This is a genomic window from Streptomyces sp. NPDC012474, from assembly GCF_042955185.1.
GTDB classification, from domain to species: Bacteria; Actinomycetota; Actinomycetes; order Streptomycetales; family Streptomycetaceae; genus Streptomyces; species Streptomyces cahuitamycinicus.
In genome coordinates, this window is sequence record NZ_JBIBEP010000002.1 from 24,294 (window position 1) to 47,826 (window position 23,533).

Below are 23,533 nucleotides of genomic sequence, written 5' to 3' on the forward strand. Positions count from 1 at the left end.
CGCCGCCTCGTACGGGAAAAGCGGCGGTGCCCCACAACAGTGTTGCGGGGCACCGGGTGGGGCTACGAGAGGCCAGGCGCGCGCGCACGCAGGAGGTCGTTGAGCACGCGCACCGGTGACGTCGGGCACAGGGCCAGACGGGCGTCAAGTGCTGCCTCCCACTGCTGGGTCAGGCCGAGCATGAGGCGTTCTCGCATGCCGGGGGTGACGTGGGCGTAGCGCGCGGAGACCGAACCGTCGAGGTGGCCCATGCGTTGGTCCATGAGGACCTTCTCGGTGCCCAGGTCCTCCATCATCGTCCGGTGGGTGTGACGGAGGCCGTGCGGGGTGAGGCCCTTGGCGATCGGGAGCCAGCAGGCATCGGCGCGATCGGTGGCGCCCCGCCCTCGTGCAGGAACGCCGGGCCACGGCTCGCCGAGGATGGGCACGGGGCGGGCCTCTTGTGGTGCCTTCTTCGGGTACCAGCCGGAGGCCGCCGGAGTGAACAGCCAGGTGGCGAAGCCGTTCCTGCGCCAGTGGGCTGCGTGCTCCGACACCGTGCCGCCCCTCACGAACCCGAGGTCGGCTATGGCCTTCTCGACCCGCACTCGGGTGGCCTCGGCAACACGGTCGGGTCGGTTGAGGACGTTGGAGACCGTCCCCGTGGAGACGCCCGCCAGCCGCGCGACATCGACGAGCTTCGCGCCCTGGTGCCCACCGGTACGCACTGCCCCCTGGCCCCGGAAGACGTACGTCCTCCCGTGGCAGGGGCAGGGCGTCGGCTTCGTACGGGCGATGTGGTCGAAGACCAGGGACGACAGCCAGCCCATCGCGTCGATGGTCCGGTAACTGTCGTCCTTCGGCGGACAGCGCACCAGCTCACCGGTGTCCAGCTCGTACAACTGCCACTCGACACGGAACGCACCGGGCCGGACGAACTCCGTTTCCAGGCCGACGATTTCGCCCCAGCGCTTGCCGGTGTAGCCCTTGAGGACAACGGCGACGAACTCGTCGTCACGGCCGGACAGCAGGGCCGCTCGCTCGGCGGTCAGCAGGATGCCGAGCGCGTCGGTGACCACCTTCTCCGGACCACGGTCCCGCGAGCGGCCGGCGCGCTTGCCACGCCCCCGGCGCCGGGCGGCCGGGTTGGAGGTGATCAGGCCCTCGTCGATCGCGTCCTCGAAGATCAGGTGGAGGGTCGAGCGCCATGTCTTGACGCTGGAGGCCGCGTAGACGGCTTTCTCCTTCTTCTCCCAGGCGTCGACGTCCGTTCGCAGGATGCCGGCGAGCGCCTTGTCCTCGAACTCGGGGAGCAGGTGCTCCTCGATGTGGCGCCGGTAGTTCTGCATGGTCGAGGCGGCCAGGTCCTGGGCCTCGTACCAGCGGTTCGCGTATTCGCCGAAGGTCTCTTGGCCAAGGCCCGGGTCGCGCCACTGGCCACGCCGGACAGCCACCTCTTCGGCGTCCGCGGCCTGCTTGGCCTCGCGCTTGGTGGCGAACTTGACCACGGCACCTGTGGCATCGGCCACCGTGCCGTACTTGCCGTCCTCGATCTTGTATCGGCCGCGCCAGTAGCCGCCGCGCTTCTCCGCGTACCCCACGGAGTTCCCTCCCTTCTGTCGTGTGGGGCGTTAAGCGGCGGTGCCGTACTGGGACTTGAGCATGCGGCTCGGTGGCCGGGCCTTGAGGCGGGGCGCGGGCACAGGCCCCTTGGTCTGCCGGCGCGCCGGCGGCTGTGGAGCGGTGGCAGCCATGCCGCTGGGGCGCTGCGGACTCTGGGCCGGGCGCTCTTCGTGCATGCGGATGATCTCAGCCAGGTGATCATCCGAGAAGCGGTAGGCGCGGCCGACGCGGGTGAACGGGATGAGTCGTCGGCGGGCGCGATCCTTCACCCACCAGGCGGAGCAGCCGAGGACGGCAGCGACTTCCTCGGGGAGGTAGAGGCGCGGAAGGGCGGCCTCGGTGTGCGGAGTCGGTGCGGAGGCAGGGGGTATTGCGGGTTGGTGCAAGGGGTGAGTCCTCTTCTGGCAGGCGTGGGTGCGGCAACACCGGCCTGCCGGTCGATCGCTGGCGATCGTCCGCTCGACCACCCAACGGAAGACGCCCAGGCCAGAGCCGTGTTCCTGGCCTCGTTCGGCGATCACCGGGGTGATGCCTCTCGCCCGGACCAGGCGCCGGTACTTGTCGTGGTCGTAGCCCCGGTCGGCGAGCAGGGCATCAGGGCGCCGGCGCGGGTGGCCGACGACACCGGCGACTGCCGGGACCTTGTCCAGCAAGGGCAGCAGTTGGGTGACGTCGTTACGGTTGCCGCCGGTCAGCGACACCGCGAGCGGGATGCCCTGGCCGTCGGTGAGGACGTGATGCTTGCTGCCCGGCCGTGCGCGGTCGACCGGGCTGGGACCGCTTTTGGGCCTCTGCGGGCCGCCCGGACGTGAGAGGAGTCGATCACCGCCCGCGACCAGTCGAGCTTCTTCGCCGCCCGCAGCTTCTTCAGCAGCACCAGGTGCAGTTCGTCCCAGACACCGGCCTCGTTCCAGGCGGCCAGGCGCCGCCAGCACGTCATCCCAGAGCCAAAGCCCAGCTCCTGCGGCAGGTACTCCCACTGGATGCCGGTGTGCAGCACGAACAGGATCCCGCACAACGCCTGCCGGTCCGGGACCCGCGGCCTGCCCTCGACCAGCTTCGGACCCGGCTTGGGCAGCAACGGCTCGATCAGCGACCACAGTTCGTCCGAGACGATCCATGGACGCGACTCCCTCTTTCCCACGACCAGACCAACGAGCAACCAAGCCAACAGTCACATGATCAACGGCTTTTGTTAGGACCTCTAAGAGCCGGCGCCTACACCTCGTCTTCGGGGACATCGGCATCGCGATGCCCGCCGGGCGGCGGTCCGTACGTCTCCAGCAGGTGCTTGGTGGACGCCTCGGCCATGGCGTTGGAGACCATCACGTCTGCCTCCTCGCGGATGTCGGGGTGCTCGGCGAGGTACGCGTCCAGGGCATCGCGCGCCTTGGTGTAGGCGGCATTGGCCCGCTGGGTCTGGCGGAACGAGTCCACGACGGCGTCGATGAGTTCCATGGCACGGGCCTGGGCGGCGAGCTGTGGGGGGCCTACTAGGTTGCGTAGGTCGATGCCGAAGACCTCGGCGAAGCCGATGGCCTCGTCGAGGTTGATGCGGCGTTTGCCGTTCTCGATGCGCCAGACCGCGGACGGGTTCATCTCGAAGCCGGCCTCGTTCAGGCGGTCGGACAGAGCGTTGGTGCTCCAGCCGCGCGCCTCGCGCTCCAGCTTGATGCGCACCGCGACGTTGCCCTCGCCGCTGAGCAGGACGCCCTGCTGGGGGCCGTCATCAGCCATAATCCTCCTTCCATTCGTAGCAGTCTCCTGCCAATCGCAGTGACCTCACAACTGTAGCATGCATTCTGCGAGATGCAGGACACTTCTGCGATCTGCAATTCATGTGGCATACTGGTGGTCCCCACACCCGCCAACCCCAGGAGCCCGCGCAACCGCACGTCACATGAAAGAAGCCCCCGGCGATGCCGGGGGCTCAAGCGCAAACCTCTCAACCGCCATCCCTAGCGATCAACCCGCGGAGTCCGGGATTGCCGTCCCATATGGCCCGCGAGCAGAGGAGCTGATGCCTAGTATGACCGATCCCCAACCGAATACGCCATCCCGCTTCGCTGAAGGCCCCGAACCGACGCTGGGCGTCGCGGAGCCTCCGTACAACGTGGACGCCGAGCGCGCGGTGCTCGGCGCCTGCATGCACAACAGCGACGTCGTTGACGCGGTCCGGCCGATTCTGGGCGAGGGCGCCTTCTACCGTCCCGCCCACGAGACCATCTGGCGCGCGCTGCTTGCCCAGCACCGCGAGGACAAGCCGACCGACCCGATCGTCCTCACCGAACTGCTCCAGCAGCAAGGGGACCTGCAGCGCGTCGGTGGCCGCCCCTACCTGCACCAGCTCGCCGACGTGCACTACGGCACCGGCGGCGCGGAGCACCACGCGGAGATCATCCGCGAGAAGGCCAACCTCCGCCGCCTCCTTGCCTCCGCGATACGCACCGTCCAGCGCGCCCAGGAGCCGGGCGCCGACCCCGAGGCGATACGCAGCGAGGTCGAAGCGGAGATGCGGGCCGAGCGCGAGCGCGCACTCGCCTCGGGCCAGGGCCGGCTGAACCGCTTCGCCACCGACGGGTGGTCCTTCGTCAAGGAGACCGGCGCGGAGGCCGAGCCTTTGTGGGGCACCCGCGAGAAGACCGTCTGGGCGCCGGGCGAGAGCCTGATGATCGTCGGCGCTCCCGGGGTCGGCAAGACCACCCTGGCCCACCAGGTGGTCTTCGCTCGCCTCGGCCTGTCGGAGACGGTCCTGGAGATGCCGGTCGCTCCCAGCAGGCGGGTGCTCTATCTGGCCATGGACCGGCCCCGGCAGATCGCCAGGGCCATGGACCGCCGTGTCTTCCCCACCGACGAGAAGATCCTGCGCGAGCGGCTCGTGGTCTGGGAGGGGCCGCTGCCCGCCACTCTCGACAAGGAGCCCGACCTCCTCGCCGATCTTGCCGCCGCCCACCGGGCCGACACCATCGTGATCGACAGCCTGAAGGACGCGGTGAGCACGATGGTCGACGACAGCCTCGCAGTCGCCTTCCACAACGCCCGCATGCGCGCCCTGCGAGGCGGCGTGGAGATCATGGAGCTGCACCACCAGCGCAAGGCCACCGCCGACGCCCCGCGCGGCCAACGCCCCGCCCTGGACCAGGTCTACGGCTCCACCTGGATCACCGCCGGCGCGGGCAGCGTCCTGTTCATCACCGGACGGGCAGGCGACCCCGCCGTCACCCTGCACCACCTCAAGACCCCCACCGGGGAGATCGGCCCGCTGGACGTCACCCACGACCACGTGCGCGGCACCACCACGGTCGACCCCAGCAAGGACCCCGCCGTCCTGCTGCGCAACGCCCCCAACGGGCTGACCGCCCGCGACCTGGCGGCCATCCTGATCGGCGGCGGCGCCCCCGAACGCGCCGACGTGGAGAAGGCACGACGCCACCTCGCCCGCCTCGTCGACAGCGGCCTGGCCACCAAGGCCGACGGCATCGCCGGAGGAGCCGGAGGCGGACAGCAGACCCGCTACTACGCCTCCGCACGCCACCTCACCGCCGTCGGCTGACGCCCAGCGACAGCGCCCGGAAGCGATCACGCGACCGTACACGCGGCCCTCACGCGAACACCCCGCCGTGAACCGCTCACAGCGTCCACGCTCACCGCAAAACCGCAGGTAGAGCGATCACGCGAGCGTCCACGCCGTACACGCGCCCAAGCGATCACGCGCGGGGCCCCCTTTAGAAGGGGGCCCGCGTGAACGCCCCCTCCGTGAACGCCCTTCACCCCTGCACCACAGGCCCCACCGCACCGCCCTGGAGTCCTTCGCCTTGCACTCGCCCACCCCCGATAACCCCGGCCGACGTACACGGCAGGCGCAGCGTCCGCGCCGGTATCGCCCTGCTCCCGCTCGCCCTGGCCGCCGAGCATTCACACCTGCTGGGGGTCGTCGCATGGACCGCACGGGACGCATCACCCTCGTCATCGGCCTGGTGGCAGTGGTCGTCATGGCCTTCCGGGTCTCGTGGAACGCGCTGTCCGACGTGGCACGCGCCATTGGTGCCGATCCCACCGCCGCCCTGCTCTACCCGATCGTTGTCGACGGGCTGATGGCCCTCGCGCTGGTCGCCACGCTCGCGCTGACCGGTAACGACCGGAAGTTCGCGTTGCGAGTCCTGGCCACCTACACGATCGCCAGCCTCCTGCTGAACTACGTCCACGGCCTCATTCCGGCCCTGCACACCACATCGCAGTGGGGCCGACTGGCAGACTGGGAACCTGCGAACTGGGCCCTCGTACTGCTAGCGACCTCGCTCCCGGTCGGGTCGATCTACTTCGGGTCGGACCTCGTAGCGAAGGTGCTGCACCACAACACCGAGTCGGCTGGCTCTGCCGAAGCAGCATCAGCCCAGTCGGGGTGTCAGCAAGCTGACGAGCAGGCCGCACGGTCGAGGTCTGACCAGGCCGAATCGGCCCCCGAGCAGCCGACCGAGTCGACCACCGTGAAGGTCACCGAGACGCCCGTGACGCGGCCGACCGAGGCCGCCGAGTCGGCCCCCGCTACCCGACCGCCCCGGCCGGCCGCCGCGGTGGAGTCGACCAGAGCCACCCCGCGTCGGGCGACCGGTCGGGTCCACGCCACCGCCAAGTCCACCGCCAACCGCACCCGCACCGACGCCGAAGTCCTCGACGAAGCCCGACGCCTGACCGCCGACTGGAGCGACGAGCGGCTGAGTGCCGAGCGTCTGCGCAGCGCACTACGGATCGGCCAGAAACGCGCCCGCGCCCTGCGCGACCAGCTGCAGGCAGAGCGCACCGGCCAGGCCGAGCCCGTCACGCACGACGGCTTCGAGGTCGAGCCTCTCGACGACCTCGACGAAGCCGCCTCCCAGCGGCAAAGGGAACTCGGCTCAGCCCCCGTCGGCACCGCCTGACCCGCGCAAACGCACCGATCACCCCACGTTTCCGGCTCACCCCCGAGCCTCCGTGCCGACGAGCGCAGGGGCCCGGGGGCACGCACAGCGACGCACCCGGCACCAGCACCCCACGGAGAACCGATCCATGCACAACCCGCACCACGAACTCCCCACTGTTCAGCAAGCGATGCTGACCACCCCAGCCCCAGACAGCGCAGCAAGGTATGCCGCTGGACCGTCCAAGGACGGCTCCAATGCGGAAGCCTCCGCCCCGGGGGTGGCGGAGGCTATCGGGCACCAGGGGGTACCCGAAGGGGAACAGCCCGCCGACACCGCCGCGCACCCGCCGCTGCCGCGTGCCGCCGAAGCCGCCGCGCTGCACCGTGTCGCCCGCCGCCGTAAGCCCGATGCGAACGGCCAGCGCAAGGAGCGTGTCGACGCCCGCTACAGCGTCGACGAGAAGGCCGACATCCTGCGCATGGCCCGGTCGTTGAACATCGCCCGCGCCCACTACGTCGGCGCCGTCGTCATGGCTCACGTCCACGGCGACCTCGCCCTACCCGGCCAGCGCACGCCGCTCGACGACTACATCGACGAGCTGACCGCCCTGCGCCAGCAGGTCGCCAAGATCGGCCACAACATCAACCAGATCGCCAAGAAGCTCAACTCCGGCGGTCATCCACAGCCTGGGGATACCGCAGTCCTGGCCCAGGCCGAGCAGACGCTGACCGCGGTCGGCGCCACCGTCCGCCACATCGCCACAGCCGCGAACGAGGCCGTTACCAAGACGGTGGCCAGGTGATCGCGAAGATCAGCAGCGGCAAGGACACCGCCGGCCTGATCCGCTACCTCTTCGACACGAAGAAGGCCAAGGACCACACCGACCCGCACCTGGTCGCCTCCTGGGACGGCTTCGCCCCCGACCCCGGCCGCACCGACGACTTCCACGCCACCAGGAAGCTCCTCGTCGCCGACCTCGACCTGCACGTCAAGCAGGCCCGGCGGCTCGGCCGCGCCCCCGAGAAGCATGTGTGGCACTGCTCGATCCGCGCCGCTCCCGAAGACCGCATCCTCAGCGACGAGGAGTGGGCTGGCATAGCCCGCCGCGTCGTCGCCGCCACCGGCATCGCGCCCGACGGCGACCCGGACGGCTGCCGCTGGGTCGCCGTCCGCCACGCCCCCGACCACATCCACATCGCCGCCACCAAGGTCCGCGCGGACCTGCGCACCGCCCGCCACTGGAACGACTACCTCACCGCCGACCGCGTACTCGCCGCCATCGAGAAGGAATACGGCCTGCTCCAAGTCGTACGCGGGGACCGCACCGCCGCCAAGCGGCCCACCCGCGCCGAGCAGGAGAAGGCCCGCCGCGCCGGCCAGGACAAAACCCCTCGCGAACGTCTGCGCAGCACTATGCGCACCGCCGTGGCCGCAGCCTCCAGCATCGAGGGGTTCGTCCACCTGCTCAACCACATCGACGGCGTGCTCGTCGAGGTCGTGTACTTCCCCTCCGGCGACGTCCGTGGCTACAAGGTCGCTCTCGAAGACGAGGTGAACGGCCCTATCTGGTACTCGGGCTCGAAGCTCGCTCCGGACCTGTCCTTCCACAAGATCCAGGAACGCCTGAAGGCCGTCGACCCGCAGCCCACCGGCAAACCGGGCCTGCGCCGGCCCAACCCCTGGCACCAGGCCACCGCCGCCACCGATCGCATCCCCCACCGCCTCGACCAGGGCGACGACGAAGCCTCCCAGGCCCACCTCGCCGCCTTCGGCGAAGCCCTCGACGCCCTGCCCCTCCTCGCGCCCGTCCCCCTCCACTCCCAGCTCCGCGAGGCAGCGACCGCGTTCGAGCGCGCCACCCGTTCCCGCATCCAGGCCGAACACCACCACGCCCGCGCCCTGCGCAGCGCCGTGCGGGCCATGGTCCGCGAGCCCGCCCCCAAGGACGGCGCCGTCCTGGCGATGTTTCTCGACGCCGCGATCTTCGTCGTCATGGCCGCTGCCCGCTGGCACCAGCTCCGCCACCACGACCAGCAGGTCGCCGCCGCCCACCAAACCCTGGTACACCTTCAAGCCGCGTACGAGCAGGCAGCAGCCGCACCGCTGGCCGCCCTGACCCAGCGCCGACCGCCCCAGCAGACGGTGGACCGGCACATCCGCCGCATACGTCAGGTAGTACCCGACCATGCGCAGCAGGTCCTGGACGACCCGTCCTTCGACGCACTCGCCACCGTGCTCACCGACGCCGAAGCCGCCGGCCACGACCCCGAGCGCCTCCTCGAACAGGCCGCCCACCAGCGCCCCCTGGACGACGCCCGCCGCCCCGCACGGGTACTGACCTGGCGCATCCAGCGCCTGAGCGCAAGGGCGACGGTCAGCGCAGGCGCCCGCACAGCGCAAGCCCGGAGCGCGGCACAACGCCCCAGCGCACTGGTGCCTGCGGCAACGGCTGCCCCAGCAGACCCGCAACCGCCGCAAGCACGGCGGCGCTGATCACGGCCGCGCAGCGAGCCTGGGGGCAAGCAGTTCCAGCGCTTCTTCCCAGCGGTAGCGGTCGGCGCCGCCGCCGGCCTTCGGCCGGTGAGGTTCGTACGAGCCGATCAGGACGCCCATGTCGCGCAGCCGTTCCAGGCTCTGGCGGTATGCGGGGTGGGCGGCCTGGGCGGAGTTCAGGTACGGCAGCACGGCGACCGGGACTCCCATGGCGGGCGCTTCGCACAGGATGCCCAGCGCGAGATTGTCCGAAATCCCGGCGGCCCACTTGTTGACCGTGTTGAAGCTGGCCGGGGCGACCGCGATCGCATCCGCAGGACGGGTCGGGCGCGGTTCACCCGGTGATCGCCAGGCTGAGCGGATGGGGCGGCCGGTCTGGGCCTCGACCGTCTCCACGTCAATGAAGCCGAGGCCCTGTGGAGTGGCGATGACGCCGACGTCCCAGTGCCGTTCCTGCGCGGCGGTGATCAGCCGGCCGACGTCGGCGGCGACCCCGGCCGCGCAGACCACGATCTGGAGGAATGGCTTGTCGGGCTGATCACTCACGCGGGGACTCCCAGTTGTCGGCTGAAGTGGTGCAGCTCGGGCAGTGCCCGGCGGCGGTCGCGGGCTGCCATGTCGGCGACCAGTTCGCGTACGGCCGGGCGGCGAATGTCCTGTGCCGCGCAGCTCTCGGCGATGCGCAGGGCCTGGTAGCCGTCGGCGAGCCTGCCCTGCTGACTGTAGGCGCGGGCGGTATCCACCCAGAGCGCGGCTCGGCGCTCGGGGACGGGGATGTGTCGCCGCATGAGGGGCCGTGCGGTGTGCAGGGCGATGCCGGCATCGCCGAAGGAGACGGCCGCGCTGACCTCGTGGAGGGCGACGTTGGTGGGGCTGAAGTTCGCCCATGCGTCCGGCCGGTCGAAGGCGACGTAGCGGGCTACCTCCTTGGCCTCGGTGAGGAAGTCCTGAGTGGTGTCGCGGTCGCCGTTCCTGCTTGCGGCGGTCGCCCCGCGGAGCAACAGCAGGCCGACCGCTGCCAGGTACCGGGGTGAGCGCTGGTCGTAGGAGCCGGTGAGCTGGTCGGCCGTGTGGCGGACCATGTTCACGGCCTGGGCGGTGTGCTTCTCCCGCACGAGAACGTGGGCGTGCACGCGGACACTGGCGGCGAGGACGACGGGATCCCCGGACCTCTCCGCCTCGGCCATGGCCCGGCCGGCCGCGAGCCAGGCATTGCCCTGATCGGCTCGCTTCAGCAACAGGCTCACTGACGTCTGGTACGCGGTTGCGAGCAGCCCGGACGCCTCCGCCGAGCCGGATGGGCCGCCAGCGGCCTGGCGCAAGTCTGCGATCAGACCTGGCAGAGTCTGCTCCAGTTCCGCGTAGTCGCACATGTAGAACATCCGGCGTACAGCCCGTGTCCGGTCCCGTAGCTCGTCGACGCCCAAGGCTGGTCCGGTGGCCCCAGGACTCGTGCCTGGCAGCAGGACCCGGGCCAGCTCGTGATGTGCTGCGGTGGACGACGGCGGGCCCGTGAGCGCGGCAGCGCTCACGGCGAGAAAAGTACGGCGGTGCATGTCCTCTGTTCCGGGCTCGGCTGGACTGGCATCAGAAGGGGCGGCGAGGCCGAGACGTTGCGGCGGAATCTCCAGCACCTCCGCGATCTCGCGCAGCACGCGAACGTCCTCCGTGCCCCTGCCGCTCTCCAGGCGGCTCACCTTCGACTGGTGATAACCCAGTGCGGCGGCAACGTCCTTCTGCGAGCGCCGCTGTAACACGCGTGCCTGACGGACCACTTCGCCGATCCGTCTCGCTTCACTCAGTGCATCGGCCATCTGTGCCACGGCCCCTCCTGCCGTCGCCGATCCTGCCTGCTCAACCGAGCGTAACCGAGCAGTGATTGGCCGCGATGCAGCTCCTGCATAAGTGATGCAGCCCCAGCACACGGCGTGGCCCCGCTTGCCCCTGGAGCGGTTGCGTGGAGTAGCCGCACCGATCCAGGAGGCCGCTCATGGAAGCGCACCAGCTCACTCTCTCGCTGTCCGCCACACCTGCTGCGGTCTCCGCCGCCCGGCACGAGGCCGCAGACGCGATGGCGGGCTGGAAGGCGGAGGAGCTGAACAGCGATGTGCTGCACACCGCCGGACTGGTGATCAGCGAGCTGCTGGCCAACGCCGTCCAGCACGCGGACACCGACCACGTTTCGATGGCTGTGCGACTCATCGATGCCGCTCTGCGCATCGAGGTCTGGGACTCCAGCCCGGTGCTGCCGCGACCCCGCCTCCCGGACGACCACAGCGAGGACGGCCGCGGCCTGTTCCTTGTCACCGCTCTGACCGACCGATACGGCGCCAAGCCGACACCCACGGGCAAACGGTGCTGGGCCGAGATCGACCTGACCATCCGCTCAGATCGGGAAACCGCAGTCTCCCTTCCCCTCCAGAGGAGTTGATCGTGGCAGACACCGTCTCCACCCCGCTCAGGGCCGCCGAGGTGATCGCCGTACGACCGGGACCACCACTCACCGGCATCGTCACCGTCGATGGGTCCAAGAACGCCGCCTTCCCGCTGCTGGCCGCCGCCGCGGCCCTTGGCCGCCCGGTGCGGCTGGGCAATGTACCGGCCAACACGGACGTCCAGATTATGCTCGCGCTGCTGCAGCAGGCCGGCTGGCACGTCGCGCAGCCCGTCGGAGAGCCGAGCACTGCGGTGATCCTTCCGACGGAAAGCCGGTGCACGGTTCCCGTACTGGCCCAGGCCGCCCAGATCCGCGCCTCCTACTACCTGGTGCCGGCCCTGCTCGCACGGCACGGGGAAGCGCGGCTGCCGTGGCCGGGAGGCTGCCGGATCGGTGCGCGCGGGATGGAACTGCACTTCAAGGTGTACCAGGCATTCGGGGACCGGACCACGGTGAACGATTCCGGGTACCGCGTCGAGGCCGTCGCTGCCGATACAGCCACCGTCTCCCTGATACTGCCGTTCCGCTCCCGAGGGGCGACCGTGGCGGCCGTGCTCCGGGCCGTCACGGCCGGACGAACGCTACGGCTGGGCGAACCCAACCTCTCGCCGGAAGTTCTGTGCGTACTCGACGCCCTGAGCGCAGTGGGCTGGGAAGCCCGGACGAGCGAGCACCTCCTGACTTTGTCACCACCGTCCTCAGAGTCGGCCGACGCCGTCTGGGCGGTGCCTGGAGACAAGGTCGAAGCGGGGACACTGGCCTGCGCGGTTGCCGCCACTGGGGGTGACGCACGTATCGAGGGAGTCCGAAGCAAGGACATGGGGCCGCTGGTCGGGGCCCTGCGACGGCTGGGGATCCCCGTCAGCAGCGAGACCGAAGCCCTCGCCATCCGCGCCCAGGATGCGAGGATGACCGGTCGTCCTCTGCGGGCCATCGCCTCCCTCAGCCCCGGCGGCCTGGACGCCGACTTCGAACCTCCGCTCATGGCACTCGCCCTCGGCCTGCCCGGCAACCACCTGTTCGCCGACGCGATCAACCCTGGCCGCCACGGCAATCTGCTGCCTCAACTGGCCCGTCTCGGAGCCGATATCGAGGAGATCTCCCGCACTGAGTGCCGTCTCACCGGACCCCAGCGGCTGACCGGGACCGGCGTGGAGGCCGCCGACATCCGCACCGGTTCCGCACTCATGGTCGCCGGCCTCACCGCCCGCGGTGTCACCACCCTCGGTGGCCTCGACCAGCTCCGCCGCGGTCACGCCGACCTGCCCGGCAAGCTCCGCGCGCTGGGCGCGGACATCTGCGAGGTCACCCCATGACCACTCTCCGCGCTCTGCGCCAGGTCGTGGCCACCACGGATGTCCACTCCACCTTCGACAACGCCGTGCCCTTCCTGACCCACCTCAACACCCTCCGCGAGACCTCGCTCATCGTGGACTGCGGTGACTTCTTCGAAGGCAGCGGCTACTACCGCCTCGCCCACGGTGCCATCGAGCGCGAGGTCCTGCTCAAGCTCTACGACGTTCTGGCACCCGGGAACCATGGCTGGCACCACCACTTCGAACCCGGACTCCACCAGCTCACCGTCTGCGCCAATGCGGTCGACGCCGACACCGGTGACGCACTCTTCCGCCGTGTACGCACCGCGCGCGTCGGTGGCCGGCGCGTCGGCATCACCGCGGTCATCGGGCAGCAGGCGTTCAACGGCATCCCCGCCGGGCAGCGAACCGGTCACAGCGTCACCGACCCCGTCCAGGCCCTGCGCGCGATCATGCTCGCCCACCACCACGAAGTGGACGACTGGATCCTGCTCAGCCACTCCGGCTTCGACGAGGACCTCAAGCTGGCCACCGCCTGCCCCTTCCTCGGCCTGATCTTCGCGGGCCACTGCCACAGCGACCAGTACGGCCCTGTCCATGTCGGAGACACCCTCGTCCTCAAAGGCCGAGAACTCGCCGCCGGATACGCCCTAGCCGAGCCGGTCGGCACCGGCTGGGCCGCGCGCATCGCCGACTTCCCGGAGCACAGCTCGAGCACCACTCCGAAAAGACTCGTCAAGGTCACACGGCAGCTCGGCCGCATGCGCAGAGCGCTGGCCGATGCCATCGGTCCCGTCAGCGAGGCGTACTGCGATCAAGTACCAGACCGGAACCGTTTACTCACCGATGTTGCCTCGCGGCTGCACACCGGACTCGGCGCCGACGCGGTCATCCTCAACGAGACCGCGCTCCGCCCCGTGCCTCTCGGCAGCACGCTCACACGGGGCGACCTGCTCGCCATCGAGCCCTTCGGCAACCAGCTGGTCCACGCCCAGATCCCAGACAGGTACCGCAACGCTCCACAGGACCTCCTCGCCCAGCTCGTGGAACAGACCGGTCCTCTCGTCACCATGCCGGATCCCCTGCCCGACGGCATCACCACAGTCCTGACGACCGACTACGTCGCCGAGAACTACCTCGGCCGGCGCACCCACGAGGCGGGCCTGCGGCTCGACCAGGCAGTCCAGCACGTGCTCACAACGCCGCGTCCCGACACCGCCCCTGGAGACAAGCGATGATCCTCACCGGTCCCGAGATCACCGCAGCCGCACACGACGGCCGCCTCCGCATCACCCCCTTCTCCGCCGAGCAGGTCAACCCCAACAGCTACAACGTGCGCCTCGGATCAACCCTGATCGTCTACACCTCCGAGGTACTGGACGCCCACCGCCCCAACCCCACCCGCGACATCACCATCGCCCCGGAGGGCGAGGTCCTCCAGCCCGGCGAGCTGTACCTCGGCCACACCCTCGAAGAGGTCGGCTCCGACACTTTCGTCCCGTTACTCTTCGGTCGCTCGTCCATCGGGCGGCTCGGCCTATTCGTCGAGATCACCGCTCCGATCGGAGACATCGGCTTCCACGGCCAGTGGACGCTGATGCTCACCCCGACCCGCCCGTTGCGGGTGTACGCGGGCATGAGAATCGGTCAGATCATGTTCTTCGTCTCCACCGGCGACATCGACCCCTACCGCGGCAAGTACCAGGCCGCCGCCGGCCCGCAGCCGTCGAGGTACTGGCGGGACACGGCTCGCATCAAGGCGGTGGCCTCGTGATCCTCACCGGCCCCGCAATCAACGCTGCCATCCAGACCGGCGAGATCACGATCCACCCGTACGACCCAGCCCGCCTCTCCCCGAACGCCTACGACTGGCGACTCGGCGACACGATCCGCGTCTGCACCGGTGACCTGGACGCCGCCGCTCCCACCGAGTTCACCGAACAGACCATTCCCGCCACGGGCCTGGCGCTGAAGCCCGGAGTGCTCTACCTCGGCGTCACGCTGGAGCAGACAAGCTCGGAGACATACGCACAGCTCCTCAACGGCGACCGCACCATCGGCGCGCTCGGCATCTGGGTCCACGTCTCCGCCCCGCTCGGCCACCAAGGCCATGCCATCCGCTGGACCCTGGAAATCCGTGCGGCCAAGCCCGTCCGCATCTACCCGGGCATGACCTTCGGCAAGCTCGTCTTCCTCACAGCATTCGGCACCCCGGTCAGCTACCAGCAGCAGTGCTCCAAGTACGCAGCCAGCAACGGCATCGACATCTCCCGGCTCTACGAGGAGATGCAGGGAGGCGCCTCGTGAACCCTGTCGCGCAGCACACCGCTGGGCCGCTGGCCGCCACCTGCCTGGACCTGCCGGCAGGAAGCCCCGGCGGAAGCGTCGAACTCTTCCTCGACCTCTACACCGGCGACCACCCTCTCGTCCCAGCCCGCGCGTTCATGCTCGGTCCGTCCGCTCCAAGACACCGCCTCCCCACCGGACTCGACCTACTGACCGTGGCCGGGAAGTGCCTGGAGGGCCCCGCCTTCGGCCGCTACGTCGCAGCCCTGCGCAAGGCTCTCGCGGTCGCGATCGACCCAGCCCAGATCGGCGTCCTGCACCTACAGCACCTCGCCTTCGGCGCCACTCCCGCCCTGATCCGGACCCTGCCCTCGCATCCCCGCATCGCCCTGGTCCACGGCACAGACCTGATCTTCGCCGAGGCACACCGCGACCAACTACAAGTCCTGCGCGAGTCCGCCCGAGCAGCTGACGCCATCGTGGTGCCCACCGGTGCGATGGCCGACCACCTCCTCAAGCTCGCTCCACAGATCGACCGCAGAAAGATCGCCCACATCCCCTGGGGCATCCCCGACCACCTGCTCACCGATCCGCCCACCCGGCCACCCCGAGCACCCTCCAGCCACTTGCGACTGCTCTACGCGGGACGGCTGACCGCCGAGAAGGGCGTCGAGGCCCTGGTCAAGAGCCTGGCCCCAGTGCCGGGCATCGAGCTCAGCATCGCCGCGCCCCGAGCCCAATTCCATGCCCTGGCCCCGCTCTTGCAACGGGCCGGCGTGAAGGCCCGCTACCTCGGCTGGCTCCGCCGTCCACAGCTGTGGAGAGCGTTCACCGAACACGACGCGCTGGTCATGCCGTCCACCACCCTGGAGGCCATGGGCCTGGTCGCGCTGGAGGCCCAAGCCTGCGGACTCCCCGTCCTGTACCAGCCCGTACCCGGCCTCAGCGAAACCCTCGCCGCCTCCGGCGTGGCCACCGACTTCAGGCAATCCGCGGCCCTGGCCCGCGATCTCGACCGGCTACGGACCTCCCCCGGCCTGCTGTCCGCTCTACGGCAAGCGGGCTACGCAAATGCAGCACGCTATCCGCTCTCGGCAACCGCACGCTCCCTGACCGACCTCGGCCGCCAGCTCGCCTGAACCTCATTCCGACGGCCCGACACGTCACTACCCGACCCACTGCACGAACATCACTACGCTGACCGGCGGGATGCCCCGGCGAACAGGGAGACCATGACGTACGACAGCGACCGCATCGAAGCCCTGCTGGAAGAGGGCGTCCGCGACAAGGTGTACCCCGGCGCCGTGTGGGCCGTCGGCGACCGCACTGGTATCGGCGCACAGGGCACCACCGGCGTCCTCGACCCCGACCAGCCGGACGTGCCGATGCGCACCGACACCGTCTTCGACGCCGCCAGCCTCACCAAGATCCTCGCCGTGTGGTCGTCCATCGGCGCCCTGTGGGAAGACGGCACCCTCGACCTCGACCAGCCACTCCGAACCATCTGGCCCGAGGTCACCGGCCACCCGCTCGGCGCCGTAACCACCCGGCAGCTGCTGACGCACACAGCCGGCGTCCCACTGCGGGCCCAGCTGAAGAACCTCTACGGCACCAATGCGGAGGACATCCGCAGCGGCGTACTGCACGAGCAGCTCCACCGGCTCCCCGGCGAAGCGGTCGAGTACACCGACCGGGCCGCCCTCATCCTCGGCTACCTCGCCGAACACCTATCCAGCCAGCCATTGGACCAGCTGGCCACCACCCGCACCTGGCACCCACTGGGCATGAACTCCACCCGTTTCGGCCCACTGCCCGCCGAAATCGCCGCCCGCTGCGCACCGACCGAACTCGACCAGGACACCGACACCCACATCAAGGGAATCGCCCACGACTTCTCCGCACGCCTACTGGGCGGCGTCTGCGGCATCGCCGGAGTCTTCACGATCCTCGACGATCTCAACGCCTTCCTGCGCTACATGCTCGACACCGCCACCGCACCAGGACGGGCCGGCTTCGGCCTCTCTTGGACCTCAGAGTCACTCACGATCCAAACCGGCGCCCTTCAACCTGCGCGCGGCCTGTTCTGGCACCCCGCTCCTGGCAGCGACCCTGCTGACGACATCTGGGTGCACTACGGCTTCACCGGCACGGGCATGTGGATTTCGCCCACCAAGGACCGATGGGCGGTGCTTCTCACCAACAAGCTCTACTACACCCGCGACCGCGGACCACTAACCGACGTACGCAACGCCTTCCGTGAACTCGCCCTCACGTGAGGCAGCGAGCCGGGTGGTGCAGCTGCATCCCTTACGCTGCGCCGCCCCAAAACTGCTGCCCTGTCGGGGGTGCCCCCCGCCTCGTGGCGCGCACGCACCGTGCCTGCGCTTTGCGCGGCAAGCGGGACAATCGCCACGACGCTGTTGCGCGCAGTAGCTCGGCCATCACGCCCACCCGCTGGGCGTCGGTACAGGGGGCGTCGAACCGGTCGAGCACCTCGACCCGCCGCTGCTCAGCGGTCAGTCGCTCGGCCAGCGCATAGGCCGCCGCCTGCCGATCGGCCAGGGTACTGCCCGTCCCCCAAACCGTGGCCTTTGCAGGTACATCCGCGCTTCGGGTCGCTCAGCACGGATATCCCCAGGCGCGGGTGATGTCGCGCAGTGCCGCGGGCACGTCCTCCGGCTCCGGCAGAGGCCGGGCCTTCTGGATCTTCCCGGACTTGATGTTGTCGCTCCAGTCACCGATGAACGGCACGAAGGGGCCTTGATCGACTTTCTGGTAGTTGAGCATTTTCGGCGTCCATTCGACGCCGAGAAATGCGCAGATTTCCTGGGTGACTTCGTGAGGCCGTTCGGTCAGTTCCTCGTAGCGGACAGTGAGGCCGGGCAGCGCGTTGCGGGCTGCCTCGACGGCTTCGACGTAGCCGCGCACCTCCCGCACCGTCGGCTCCAGCTTGCGGTCTGGGCGGTTGTTGATCAGCGAGCTCACCATCGAGGCGGGATGGCGCAGGAGGAAGATGTAACGGGCCTTGGGCCAGCCCTCGTGAAGCCGTTCCCAGATGCCTGCGTTGCCGGGCGTCTTGTCCACGATGATCCGCTTGCCACTGCGCACGAGCTCGCGGTGGAGGATGCGGTCCCACAGCAGGTACTCCAATTCCCGCTGGTCGAGATCGAGTTGAGACATGGCCTTCTTGGTGTACGGCTTCGTGAGGTCGACGGCCAGGGTGCGCAGGTGCATCTCGTGCGGGGCACGGATCTGCGGGTGGCTGTTGAGCAGGACTCGCAGCAGCGTGGAGCCGGAGCGCACAGAGGAGATTACGAACACCGGGTCGGGTACGAGCCGTCTGGCCGACGGTGGCACGGGCGGCTCGGCGAGTCTCCGCACCCGTCGCCGTATGCCGCGTGCCACGCGGCGCACCTCCGGACCGCTCAGAATCATCGCCATGCCTTCCTGTAATCGGCGCGCGGAATTCGACCCTCCTGTTGAATACTTGACCATACCGTGACCAACCCCAGGGATAGCCATGGGTTGGAGGTGAAAATCCCCTGAGACAACGATGAATCCGGTACATGCACAGCCTCGGGAGGCCGCCGGGTATCGCGCAGGCATTACGTCCGCCCCTCCGCGCTCGGCACGGTTCGTTCCCTTCCCCCAGCTCGAAGCGGCGCGGCCTCAACAGGCCGGACGAGGTCCCGCTCCAGATCGTCCAAGGCGTGGCGGGCCGCCTCGATACGTCGGAGGAGGAGCTGTTGGTCCTGCGGTGGGGGTGCGAGGCGGTGTGCTCGCGGCGTCTCCCGCTCCTCGTCGATGTCCCTGGCCTCGTCGAGGGAGGTGAGGACGACGCCGATGAGGACGTTGACGAGGACGAAGGAGGCGAGCAGGACATAGGAGGCGTAGTAGAGGAGGCTCCAGCGGGAGATCTCCAGGCCGGCGCGGACGGCGTCGCCGATGCCGTCCAGGGTCATCAGCAGGAAGAGGGTGAGGACGGCGCGCCCGATGGAACCGTAGTGCTCGGGGTCGTGACGGGCGAAGAAGACCCAGCCAACCATGGCGTACACGTACAGCAGCAGGGCGCCGACCAGCAGGAAGCTCAGGGTGCCGGGCAGGCTGCGTGCGACCGCGACGAGCACGATGCGCAACTGGGGCAGGAAGCGCGCGGTCCGCAGGACTCTGGCCAGCCTGAGCAGCCGGAGCACGGTCGTGTTCTCGCGGACGGCGGGCAGGAAGGTGCACAGGACAACGGCGAGGTCGAAGACGTTCCACGGGTCTTTCCAGAAGTCCCGGGGACGGTCGGCGTGTGCGGCCATGCGCAGCAGGATCTCGACGCTGAACGCGGCCAGGCAGGCGTGCTCGGCGAGCCGTAACCAACGGTGCCACTCCGCGACGAAACCGGAGTACGTCTCCAGGCCCAGCAGCGCGGCGTTGACGAGGATCACTGCGAAGACGGCGAGGGCGAACCAGGGGGCCTCGGTGACGCCGCGGCAGTACAGCGCGACTCTCTGACGCCCGGACGGGGCCGTGTCCTGGACCACTTCGTCTTGGTGCTGCGGCATCCTGCTGCCTTTTTCTCCTCCGTGCCTGCGACAGCTCGTCCCGGCCGATCCCGCCGGGCGCGGCTGCTCGTCGAGCGATCAAGCTCCAGAAGAGACTTCTACAACACTGTAGTTATCGAGGTGCGAGCGCCCCGGAGAAGCCGGGGCGCTCGGGGCTCAGAGTGTGCCGTTATGCCGCCTGTGGCTGCAGGAAACGCGCCAGCAGGTCGTCCAGGGTCACCATGCCGACCAGCCGGCCGGAGCCGTCGCGGACGACGGCGAGCGAGGCGCGGCGGCGACGCAGGAGGTCGATCGCGTCGGCGACGGTGGCGTCCTCGGTCAGCTCGGGAACCGGGCGGGCCAGTGCTCGGGCGCTGGTGGTCCGTCCCTGGGCGCGGGCCACCACGGCGTCACGGGCGTGCACGGAACCCAGGACGGTGTCGTGCTCGAGGACCAGGAGCCGGGTGCGGTCGCGGGCTGCGGCGAGGCGCAGGATCTCGTCGACATCGGCGTCACCGTCGACCGAGGTGATCTCGGCGGCCGGCACCTGCAGCTCGCGCACCAGGGTTTCCGGCTCGGTCAGTGAACGGGTCAGCAGTTCCGAGTCCGTCTCGCTGATCAGGCCGAGCCGCTCGGACTCGGCCACCAGGTGGGTGAGCTGCTCCCGGTTGTGGACGGAGGCCAGTTCGTCGCGCGGGCTGACCCTGCACAGCCGTACCAGTGCGTTGCTGATCGCGTTGAGTACCCGGATCAGCGGGCGTACGGCCTTCACCACGGCCCGGAAGGGCGGGGAGAGCAGCATCGCCGAGCGCTCGGGGTGGGCGATGGCCCAGGACTTGGGGGCCATCTCGCCGACCACCATGTGCAGGAACACGACCACGATCATGGCCACGGCGAACGCGATCCCGTAGCTGAGCGCGCTGGGCAGGCCCAGCTTGTGCAGCAGCGGATCGAGTTCGTGGGAGATCGCCGGCTTGGACACCGAGCCCAGGCCCAGCGTGCACACGGTGATGCCGAGCTGGGCGCCGGCGAGCATCAGGGACAGCTCGCGCATGCCGGCCAGGGCTGCCTTGGCCCCGCCCCGGCCCTCGGCGGCGGCCTTCTCCATGCGGTGGCGCTTGGCGGCGACCAGCGCGAACTCGGCGGCCACGAAGAAGCCGCTGCCGATCAGCAGCAGCACGGTGACGAAGAGCGCCATCGGGAAACTCATGCCTGCTCCTCCGTCTCCTGGGCCGGTCGCTCGATCCGCACGCGCTCAGGCACGTGCCGGTCGAGAGTGCGTACCGCGATCACTGCGGTGCCACCCTCCGGCAGCTCGACGGTGAGCCGGTCCCCGATGGTCGGGAAGCGGCCGAGCCGGTCGACGATCAGGCCGGCCACTGTGTCGTAGTCCTCCTCCTCTGGCAGCTCGACGCCGGTGGCCTCGGCCACCTCGTCCAGGCGGCGTCCGGCGTCCACCAGCCAGCCGTCGCCGTCCGGGACAGCGACCGCGGTGACGGTGTCGGTCTCGTCCGCGATGTCGCCGACCAGTTCCTCGGCGATGTCCTCGTAGGTGACGATGCCGGCAACGCCGCCGTGCTCGTCCAGGACGACCGCGAACTCGTCGTCCCGCTCCCGCATCTGCGTCACGGCATCGGGCAGTGGGAGGGTGTCCGGCAGCAGCAGGGGGCGCCGGGCGAGCGTGCCGGCCGTGGTGCCCGCGAGGCGGCCGGCGGGCAGACCCATCAGCTCGGCCACGCCGAGGACGCCGCTGACGTCGTCGGGGTGGTCACCGAGTACCGGGTAGTTGGAGTGGCCGTGCTTGGCGATCAGATCGACCGCTTCGGCGGCGGTGGCGTCCTTGCGGACAAAGACGGCGTCCACGCGCGGCACCATCACCTCGTCCAGCGTCCGTTCGGAGAACTCCAGGGCGTGGTCGAGCAGGGCGGCGGTGTCCTTGGGCAGGGCACCCTGCTCGTGGGACTCGCCGATCAGGTGGCCCAGCTCCTCCAGGGTGGCGCCGTGGTGCAGCTCCTCCACCGGTTCGATACCGACCTTGCGCAGCAGCTTGTTCGCCGCCCCGTCGAAGACGTGCACCAGCGGGCCGACGACCTTCAGGTACGCCAGCGTGGATGCGGCCAGCGACTTCGCCAGCCGCTCCGGCACGGCGATGGCGAGGTTCTTCGGCGCCAGCTCGCCCAGCACCATCTGCACAACCGTGGCCAGCACGAAGGCCAGTACGACCGAGATACCGCTCACGGCCACATCGGGGATGCCCACACCCGACAGCACGGGCCTGAGCAGCGCGGACACTGAAGGCTCGGCGATGAAGCCGACGACCAGACCGGTGACGGTGATGCCGAGCTGCGCGCCCGACAGCATGAACGACAGCCGCTCAAGCACCTTCAGGGCGCGGGCAGCCTTGCGGTCCCCGGACTCGGCTTCACGAGCGAGGGCAAGGCGGTCGGCGGAGACGTAGGCGAACTCCTGGGCGACGAAGTAGCCGGTGCCGGCGGTCAGGACGAACACGGCCAGCAGTCCCAGGAGGGCGTTCGCGGCACTCATCGGTGCATCGACTGCGAGGGGGCATCCCGCCGCGTGCCGTGCTCAGGAAATGCCTGGCGGGATGGTCGGGGACTGTGCCCCGAGGGGTCCGTCGATCTGGCGGACAAGTGGTGGCTCCTTATCTAGGTGTGCATCCAGACAACGATTCTGGCCGAAATCATGTTCCCGGAGCCTGCCCGCACACTGCACCGGCGGACTGCTCTCACCTGAACCGCCGGAAGGCCCACTCCATCCTCGGCTCCATCACCCAGCGCAAGGCCCGCCGGACGGGAGGAGTGCACAGCACGGTCACGACCGCAGCGGCAACCAGGGTCGCGGTGACCGCGCCGACGGGCCGGTGGACCCAGGCGGGGCCGTACCAGCCCCAGAACTTCGCCCCCTGCGCGACGAAGCCGTGCAGCAGATAGCCGTACAGCGTGCCCGCCCCCAGCACGGTGAACCACATCCGGCGCCCGGGTACCCAGGCGAGGAAACAGGCGACGAGAACCATCGAGCAACCGAAGGTGGCCAGCGTCATGACCGGTCCGTACCAGTCGGGCGCGGCGAGTTCCTCGGCGCTGTCACTGTGGAAGAACCAGGCGTAGTTCATCCGCGGCACGGCCCAGTAGGCCAGCGCGAGCGCACCGGCGAACACCGGCACGGCAAGGATGCGCGCCTCGCGGCGGCGTACCAGCCGGAAGTGCTCCGGCGTCAGGAGCAGTCCCAGCACGAAGTACGGCAGGAACTGCAGCGTGCGCTGCAGATCGAGGTCGTTGCCGATGGACGGCGAGAGCGTCGCCAGCATCGCGAGGGCGAGCGCAAGCGGCAGCGGCCACCGCACGCTCTTCCAGACGGGGGTGGTCAGCCGCCAGATGAACAGCGCGGCCAGGAACCAGGTCAGGTACAAGGGGTCCAGCAGGCTGATCGGACGGTCGGGTTCCTGGTCCGTCCACCGGGTGTAGAGGGTGTACGCGACCTCGAAGACGACGTAGGGCACGGCGATCCCGGTCACCAGCCGTTTGATCCGCCCGGGGCCGGCGTCGAAGGTGCGCGAGAAGTAGCCGGCGATGACGATGAACGCCGGCATGTGGAGGGCGTAGACAAGCGTGTACAGCGCGGTGACGGCCCGGCTGCCCTCCCGCAGCGGCTCCCACGCGTGCCCTGCCGCCACCATGACGATCGCCAGGTACTTGGCGTTGTCGAAGAACGCGTCCCGCTGCCTGACCGGGTTCGGCTCCGCTGTCGGCGTCGTAGCCGCGGCCTGTCCCGCTTGGGGGGAGGGTAACTGCCCCCACTGTTCTTCAGCGGCCGCGGGAGCCGAGCGAACCGTGTCAGTCATCGGCCCTCCCGAAGCAACCCGGGCCCCCGGTTCCACGTTCTTCATCGGATACGGGTGGGGCGTCAGCGCAGAACATCACCAGCACCTCAACCACATCAATGTGCCGC

At 69.5% G+C, this 23,533-nt stretch carries 21 protein-coding genes and 1 pseudogene; 11 read left to right on the forward strand and 11 right to left on the reverse strand.

What is annotated here, in order from left to right; genetic code table 11:
- Positions 1–62 precede the first annotated feature (62 nt).
- The 4 genes and pseudogenes from ACFY9S_RS04845 to ACFY9S_RS04860 form a co-directional block, all read right to left on the reverse strand.
- Complete coding sequence (locus ACFY9S_RS04845; RefSeq protein ID WP_391123028.1) at positions 63–1,580, reverse strand: LacI family DNA-binding transcriptional regulator; 1,518 nt, start codon at positions 1,578–1,580, stop codon at positions 63–65.
- Between the two features lie 30 nt (positions 1,581–1,610).
- Entirely contained in the window at positions 1,611–1,988 is a 378-nt protein-coding gene (locus tag ACFY9S_RS04850; RefSeq protein ID WP_391124204.1) for a helix-turn-helix domain-containing protein, read from the reverse strand.
- A 60-nt stretch (positions 1,989–2,048) separates the two neighbouring features.
- Positions 2,049–2,719: pseudogene (locus ACFY9S_RS04855) on the reverse strand (IS5 family transposase); the annotation flags it as partial.
- Positions 2,720–2,820: 101 nt separating this feature from the next.
- Positions 2,821–3,339 carry a helix-turn-helix domain-containing protein gene (locus ACFY9S_RS04860; RefSeq protein ID WP_391123031.1) on the reverse strand — a complete coding sequence of 173 codons (519 nt, stop codon included), beginning with the start codon at positions 3,337–3,339 and terminating at the stop codon, positions 2,821–2,823.
- A 292-nt stretch (positions 3,340–3,631) separates the two neighbouring features.
- Between ACFY9S_RS04860 and ACFY9S_RS04865 the strand changes: the two genes are divergently transcribed.
- From ACFY9S_RS04865 to ACFY9S_RS04880, 4 genes are all read left to right on the forward strand, one after another.
- Complete coding sequence (locus ACFY9S_RS04865) at positions 3,632–5,155, forward strand: DnaB-like helicase N-terminal domain-containing protein (protein ID WP_391123034.1); 1,524 nt, start codon at positions 3,632–3,634, stop codon at positions 5,153–5,155.
- Between the two features lie 385 nt (positions 5,156–5,540).
- Entirely contained in the window at positions 5,541–6,521 is a 981-nt protein-coding gene (locus tag ACFY9S_RS04870) for a DUF2637 domain-containing protein (protein ID WP_391123037.1), read from the forward strand.
- Positions 6,522–6,648: 127 nt separating this feature from the next.
- Complete coding sequence (locus ACFY9S_RS04875) at positions 6,649–7,305, forward strand: plasmid mobilization relaxosome protein MobC (protein ID WP_391123040.1); 657 nt, start codon at positions 6,649–6,651, stop codon at positions 7,303–7,305.
- Entirely contained in the window at positions 7,302–8,996 is a 1,695-nt protein-coding gene (locus ACFY9S_RS04880) for a relaxase/mobilization nuclease domain-containing protein (RefSeq protein ID WP_391123043.1), read from the forward strand. The genes ACFY9S_RS04875 and ACFY9S_RS04880 overlap by 4 nt, the downstream gene beginning before the upstream one ends.
- Here ACFY9S_RS04880 and ACFY9S_RS04885 read toward each other — a convergent pair whose 3' ends face one another.
- Positions 8,997–9,542, reverse strand: a complete 546-nt coding sequence (locus ACFY9S_RS04885) for a flavoprotein (RefSeq protein WP_391123046.1) — start codon at positions 9,540–9,542, stop codon at positions 8,997–8,999. It lies immediately after the preceding gene.
- Positions 9,539–10,810 carry a helix-turn-helix domain-containing protein gene (locus tag ACFY9S_RS04890; RefSeq protein WP_391123049.1) on the reverse strand — a complete coding sequence of 424 codons (1,272 nt, stop codon included), beginning with the start codon at positions 10,808–10,810 and terminating at the stop codon, positions 9,539–9,541. The genes ACFY9S_RS04885 and ACFY9S_RS04890 overlap by 4 nt, the downstream gene beginning before the upstream one ends.
- Before the next feature lie 176 nt (positions 10,811–10,986).
- Between ACFY9S_RS04890 and ACFY9S_RS04895 the strand changes: the two genes are divergently transcribed.
- The 7 genes from ACFY9S_RS04895 to ACFY9S_RS04925 all read left to right on the forward strand — a co-directional run bounded on the left by ACFY9S_RS04895 (position 10,987) and on the right by ACFY9S_RS04925 (position 17,311).
- On the forward strand, positions 10,987–11,427 hold the full coding sequence (locus ACFY9S_RS04895) for an ATP-binding protein (protein WP_391123052.1): 441 nt from the start codon (positions 10,987–10,989) through the stop codon (positions 11,425–11,427).
- A gap of 41 nt (positions 11,428–11,468) precedes the next feature.
- Complete coding sequence (locus ACFY9S_RS04900; RefSeq protein ID WP_391124207.1) at positions 11,469–12,749, forward strand: UDP-N-acetylglucosamine 1-carboxyvinyltransferase; 1,281 nt, start codon at positions 11,469–11,471, stop codon at positions 12,747–12,749.
- Positions 12,746–13,987, forward strand: coding sequence for a metallophosphoesterase (locus ACFY9S_RS04905; RefSeq protein ID WP_391123055.1), 1,242 nt, complete (start codon positions 12,746–12,748; stop codon positions 13,985–13,987). Before ACFY9S_RS04900 ends, ACFY9S_RS04905 begins: the two co-directional genes overlap by 4 nt.
- Complete coding sequence (gene dcd / locus ACFY9S_RS04910; RefSeq protein WP_356922374.1) at positions 13,984–14,523, forward strand: dCTP deaminase; 540 nt, start codon at positions 13,984–13,986, stop codon at positions 14,521–14,523. Before ACFY9S_RS04905 ends, dcd begins: the two co-directional genes overlap by 4 nt.
- Complete coding sequence (locus ACFY9S_RS04915; RefSeq protein WP_391123058.1) at positions 14,520–15,056, forward strand: deoxycytidine triphosphate deaminase; 537 nt, start codon at positions 14,520–14,522, stop codon at positions 15,054–15,056. The genes dcd and ACFY9S_RS04915 overlap by 4 nt, the downstream gene beginning before the upstream one ends.
- Positions 15,053–16,174: a glycosyltransferase gene (locus ACFY9S_RS04920; protein ID WP_391123061.1), complete on the forward strand. Its 1,122-nt coding sequence runs from the start codon at positions 15,053–15,055 to the stop codon at positions 16,172–16,174. Before ACFY9S_RS04915 ends, ACFY9S_RS04920 begins: the two co-directional genes overlap by 4 nt.
- Positions 16,175–16,267: 93 nt before the next feature.
- Positions 16,268–17,311: a serine hydrolase gene (locus ACFY9S_RS04925; RefSeq protein WP_391123064.1), complete on the forward strand. Its 1,044-nt coding sequence runs from the start codon at positions 16,268–16,270 to the stop codon at positions 17,309–17,311.
- A 343-nt stretch (positions 17,312–17,654) separates the two neighbouring features.
- On the opposite strand, the gene ACFY9S_RS04930 is transcribed toward ACFY9S_RS04925, so the two are convergent.
- From ACFY9S_RS04930 to ACFY9S_RS04950, 5 genes are all read right to left on the reverse strand, one after another.
- Positions 17,655–18,476: a sulfotransferase gene (locus ACFY9S_RS04930; RefSeq protein WP_391123067.1), complete on the reverse strand. Its 822-nt coding sequence runs from the start codon at positions 18,474–18,476 to the stop codon at positions 17,655–17,657.
- A gap of 164 nt (positions 18,477–18,640) precedes the next feature.
- A complete protein-coding gene (locus ACFY9S_RS04935; RefSeq protein WP_391123070.1) occupies positions 18,641–19,585 on the reverse strand; it encodes an ion transporter in 945 nt (314 codons plus the stop codon).
- A 169-nt stretch (positions 19,586–19,754) separates the two neighbouring features.
- Positions 19,755–20,774, reverse strand: coding sequence for a CNNM domain-containing protein (locus ACFY9S_RS04940; RefSeq protein ID WP_391123072.1), 1,020 nt, complete (start codon positions 20,772–20,774; stop codon positions 19,755–19,757).
- Complete coding sequence (locus ACFY9S_RS04945) at positions 20,771–22,108, reverse strand: CNNM domain-containing protein (protein WP_391123074.1); 1,338 nt, start codon at positions 22,106–22,108, stop codon at positions 20,771–20,773. Before ACFY9S_RS04945 ends, ACFY9S_RS04940 begins: the two co-directional genes overlap by 4 nt.
- 202 nt (positions 22,109–22,310) lie before the next feature.
- Positions 22,311–23,426 carry an acyltransferase family protein gene (locus ACFY9S_RS04950; protein WP_391123077.1) on the reverse strand — a complete coding sequence of 372 codons (1,116 nt, stop codon included), beginning with the start codon at positions 23,424–23,426 and terminating at the stop codon, positions 22,311–22,313.
- Positions 23,427–23,533: the final 107 nt, after the last annotated feature.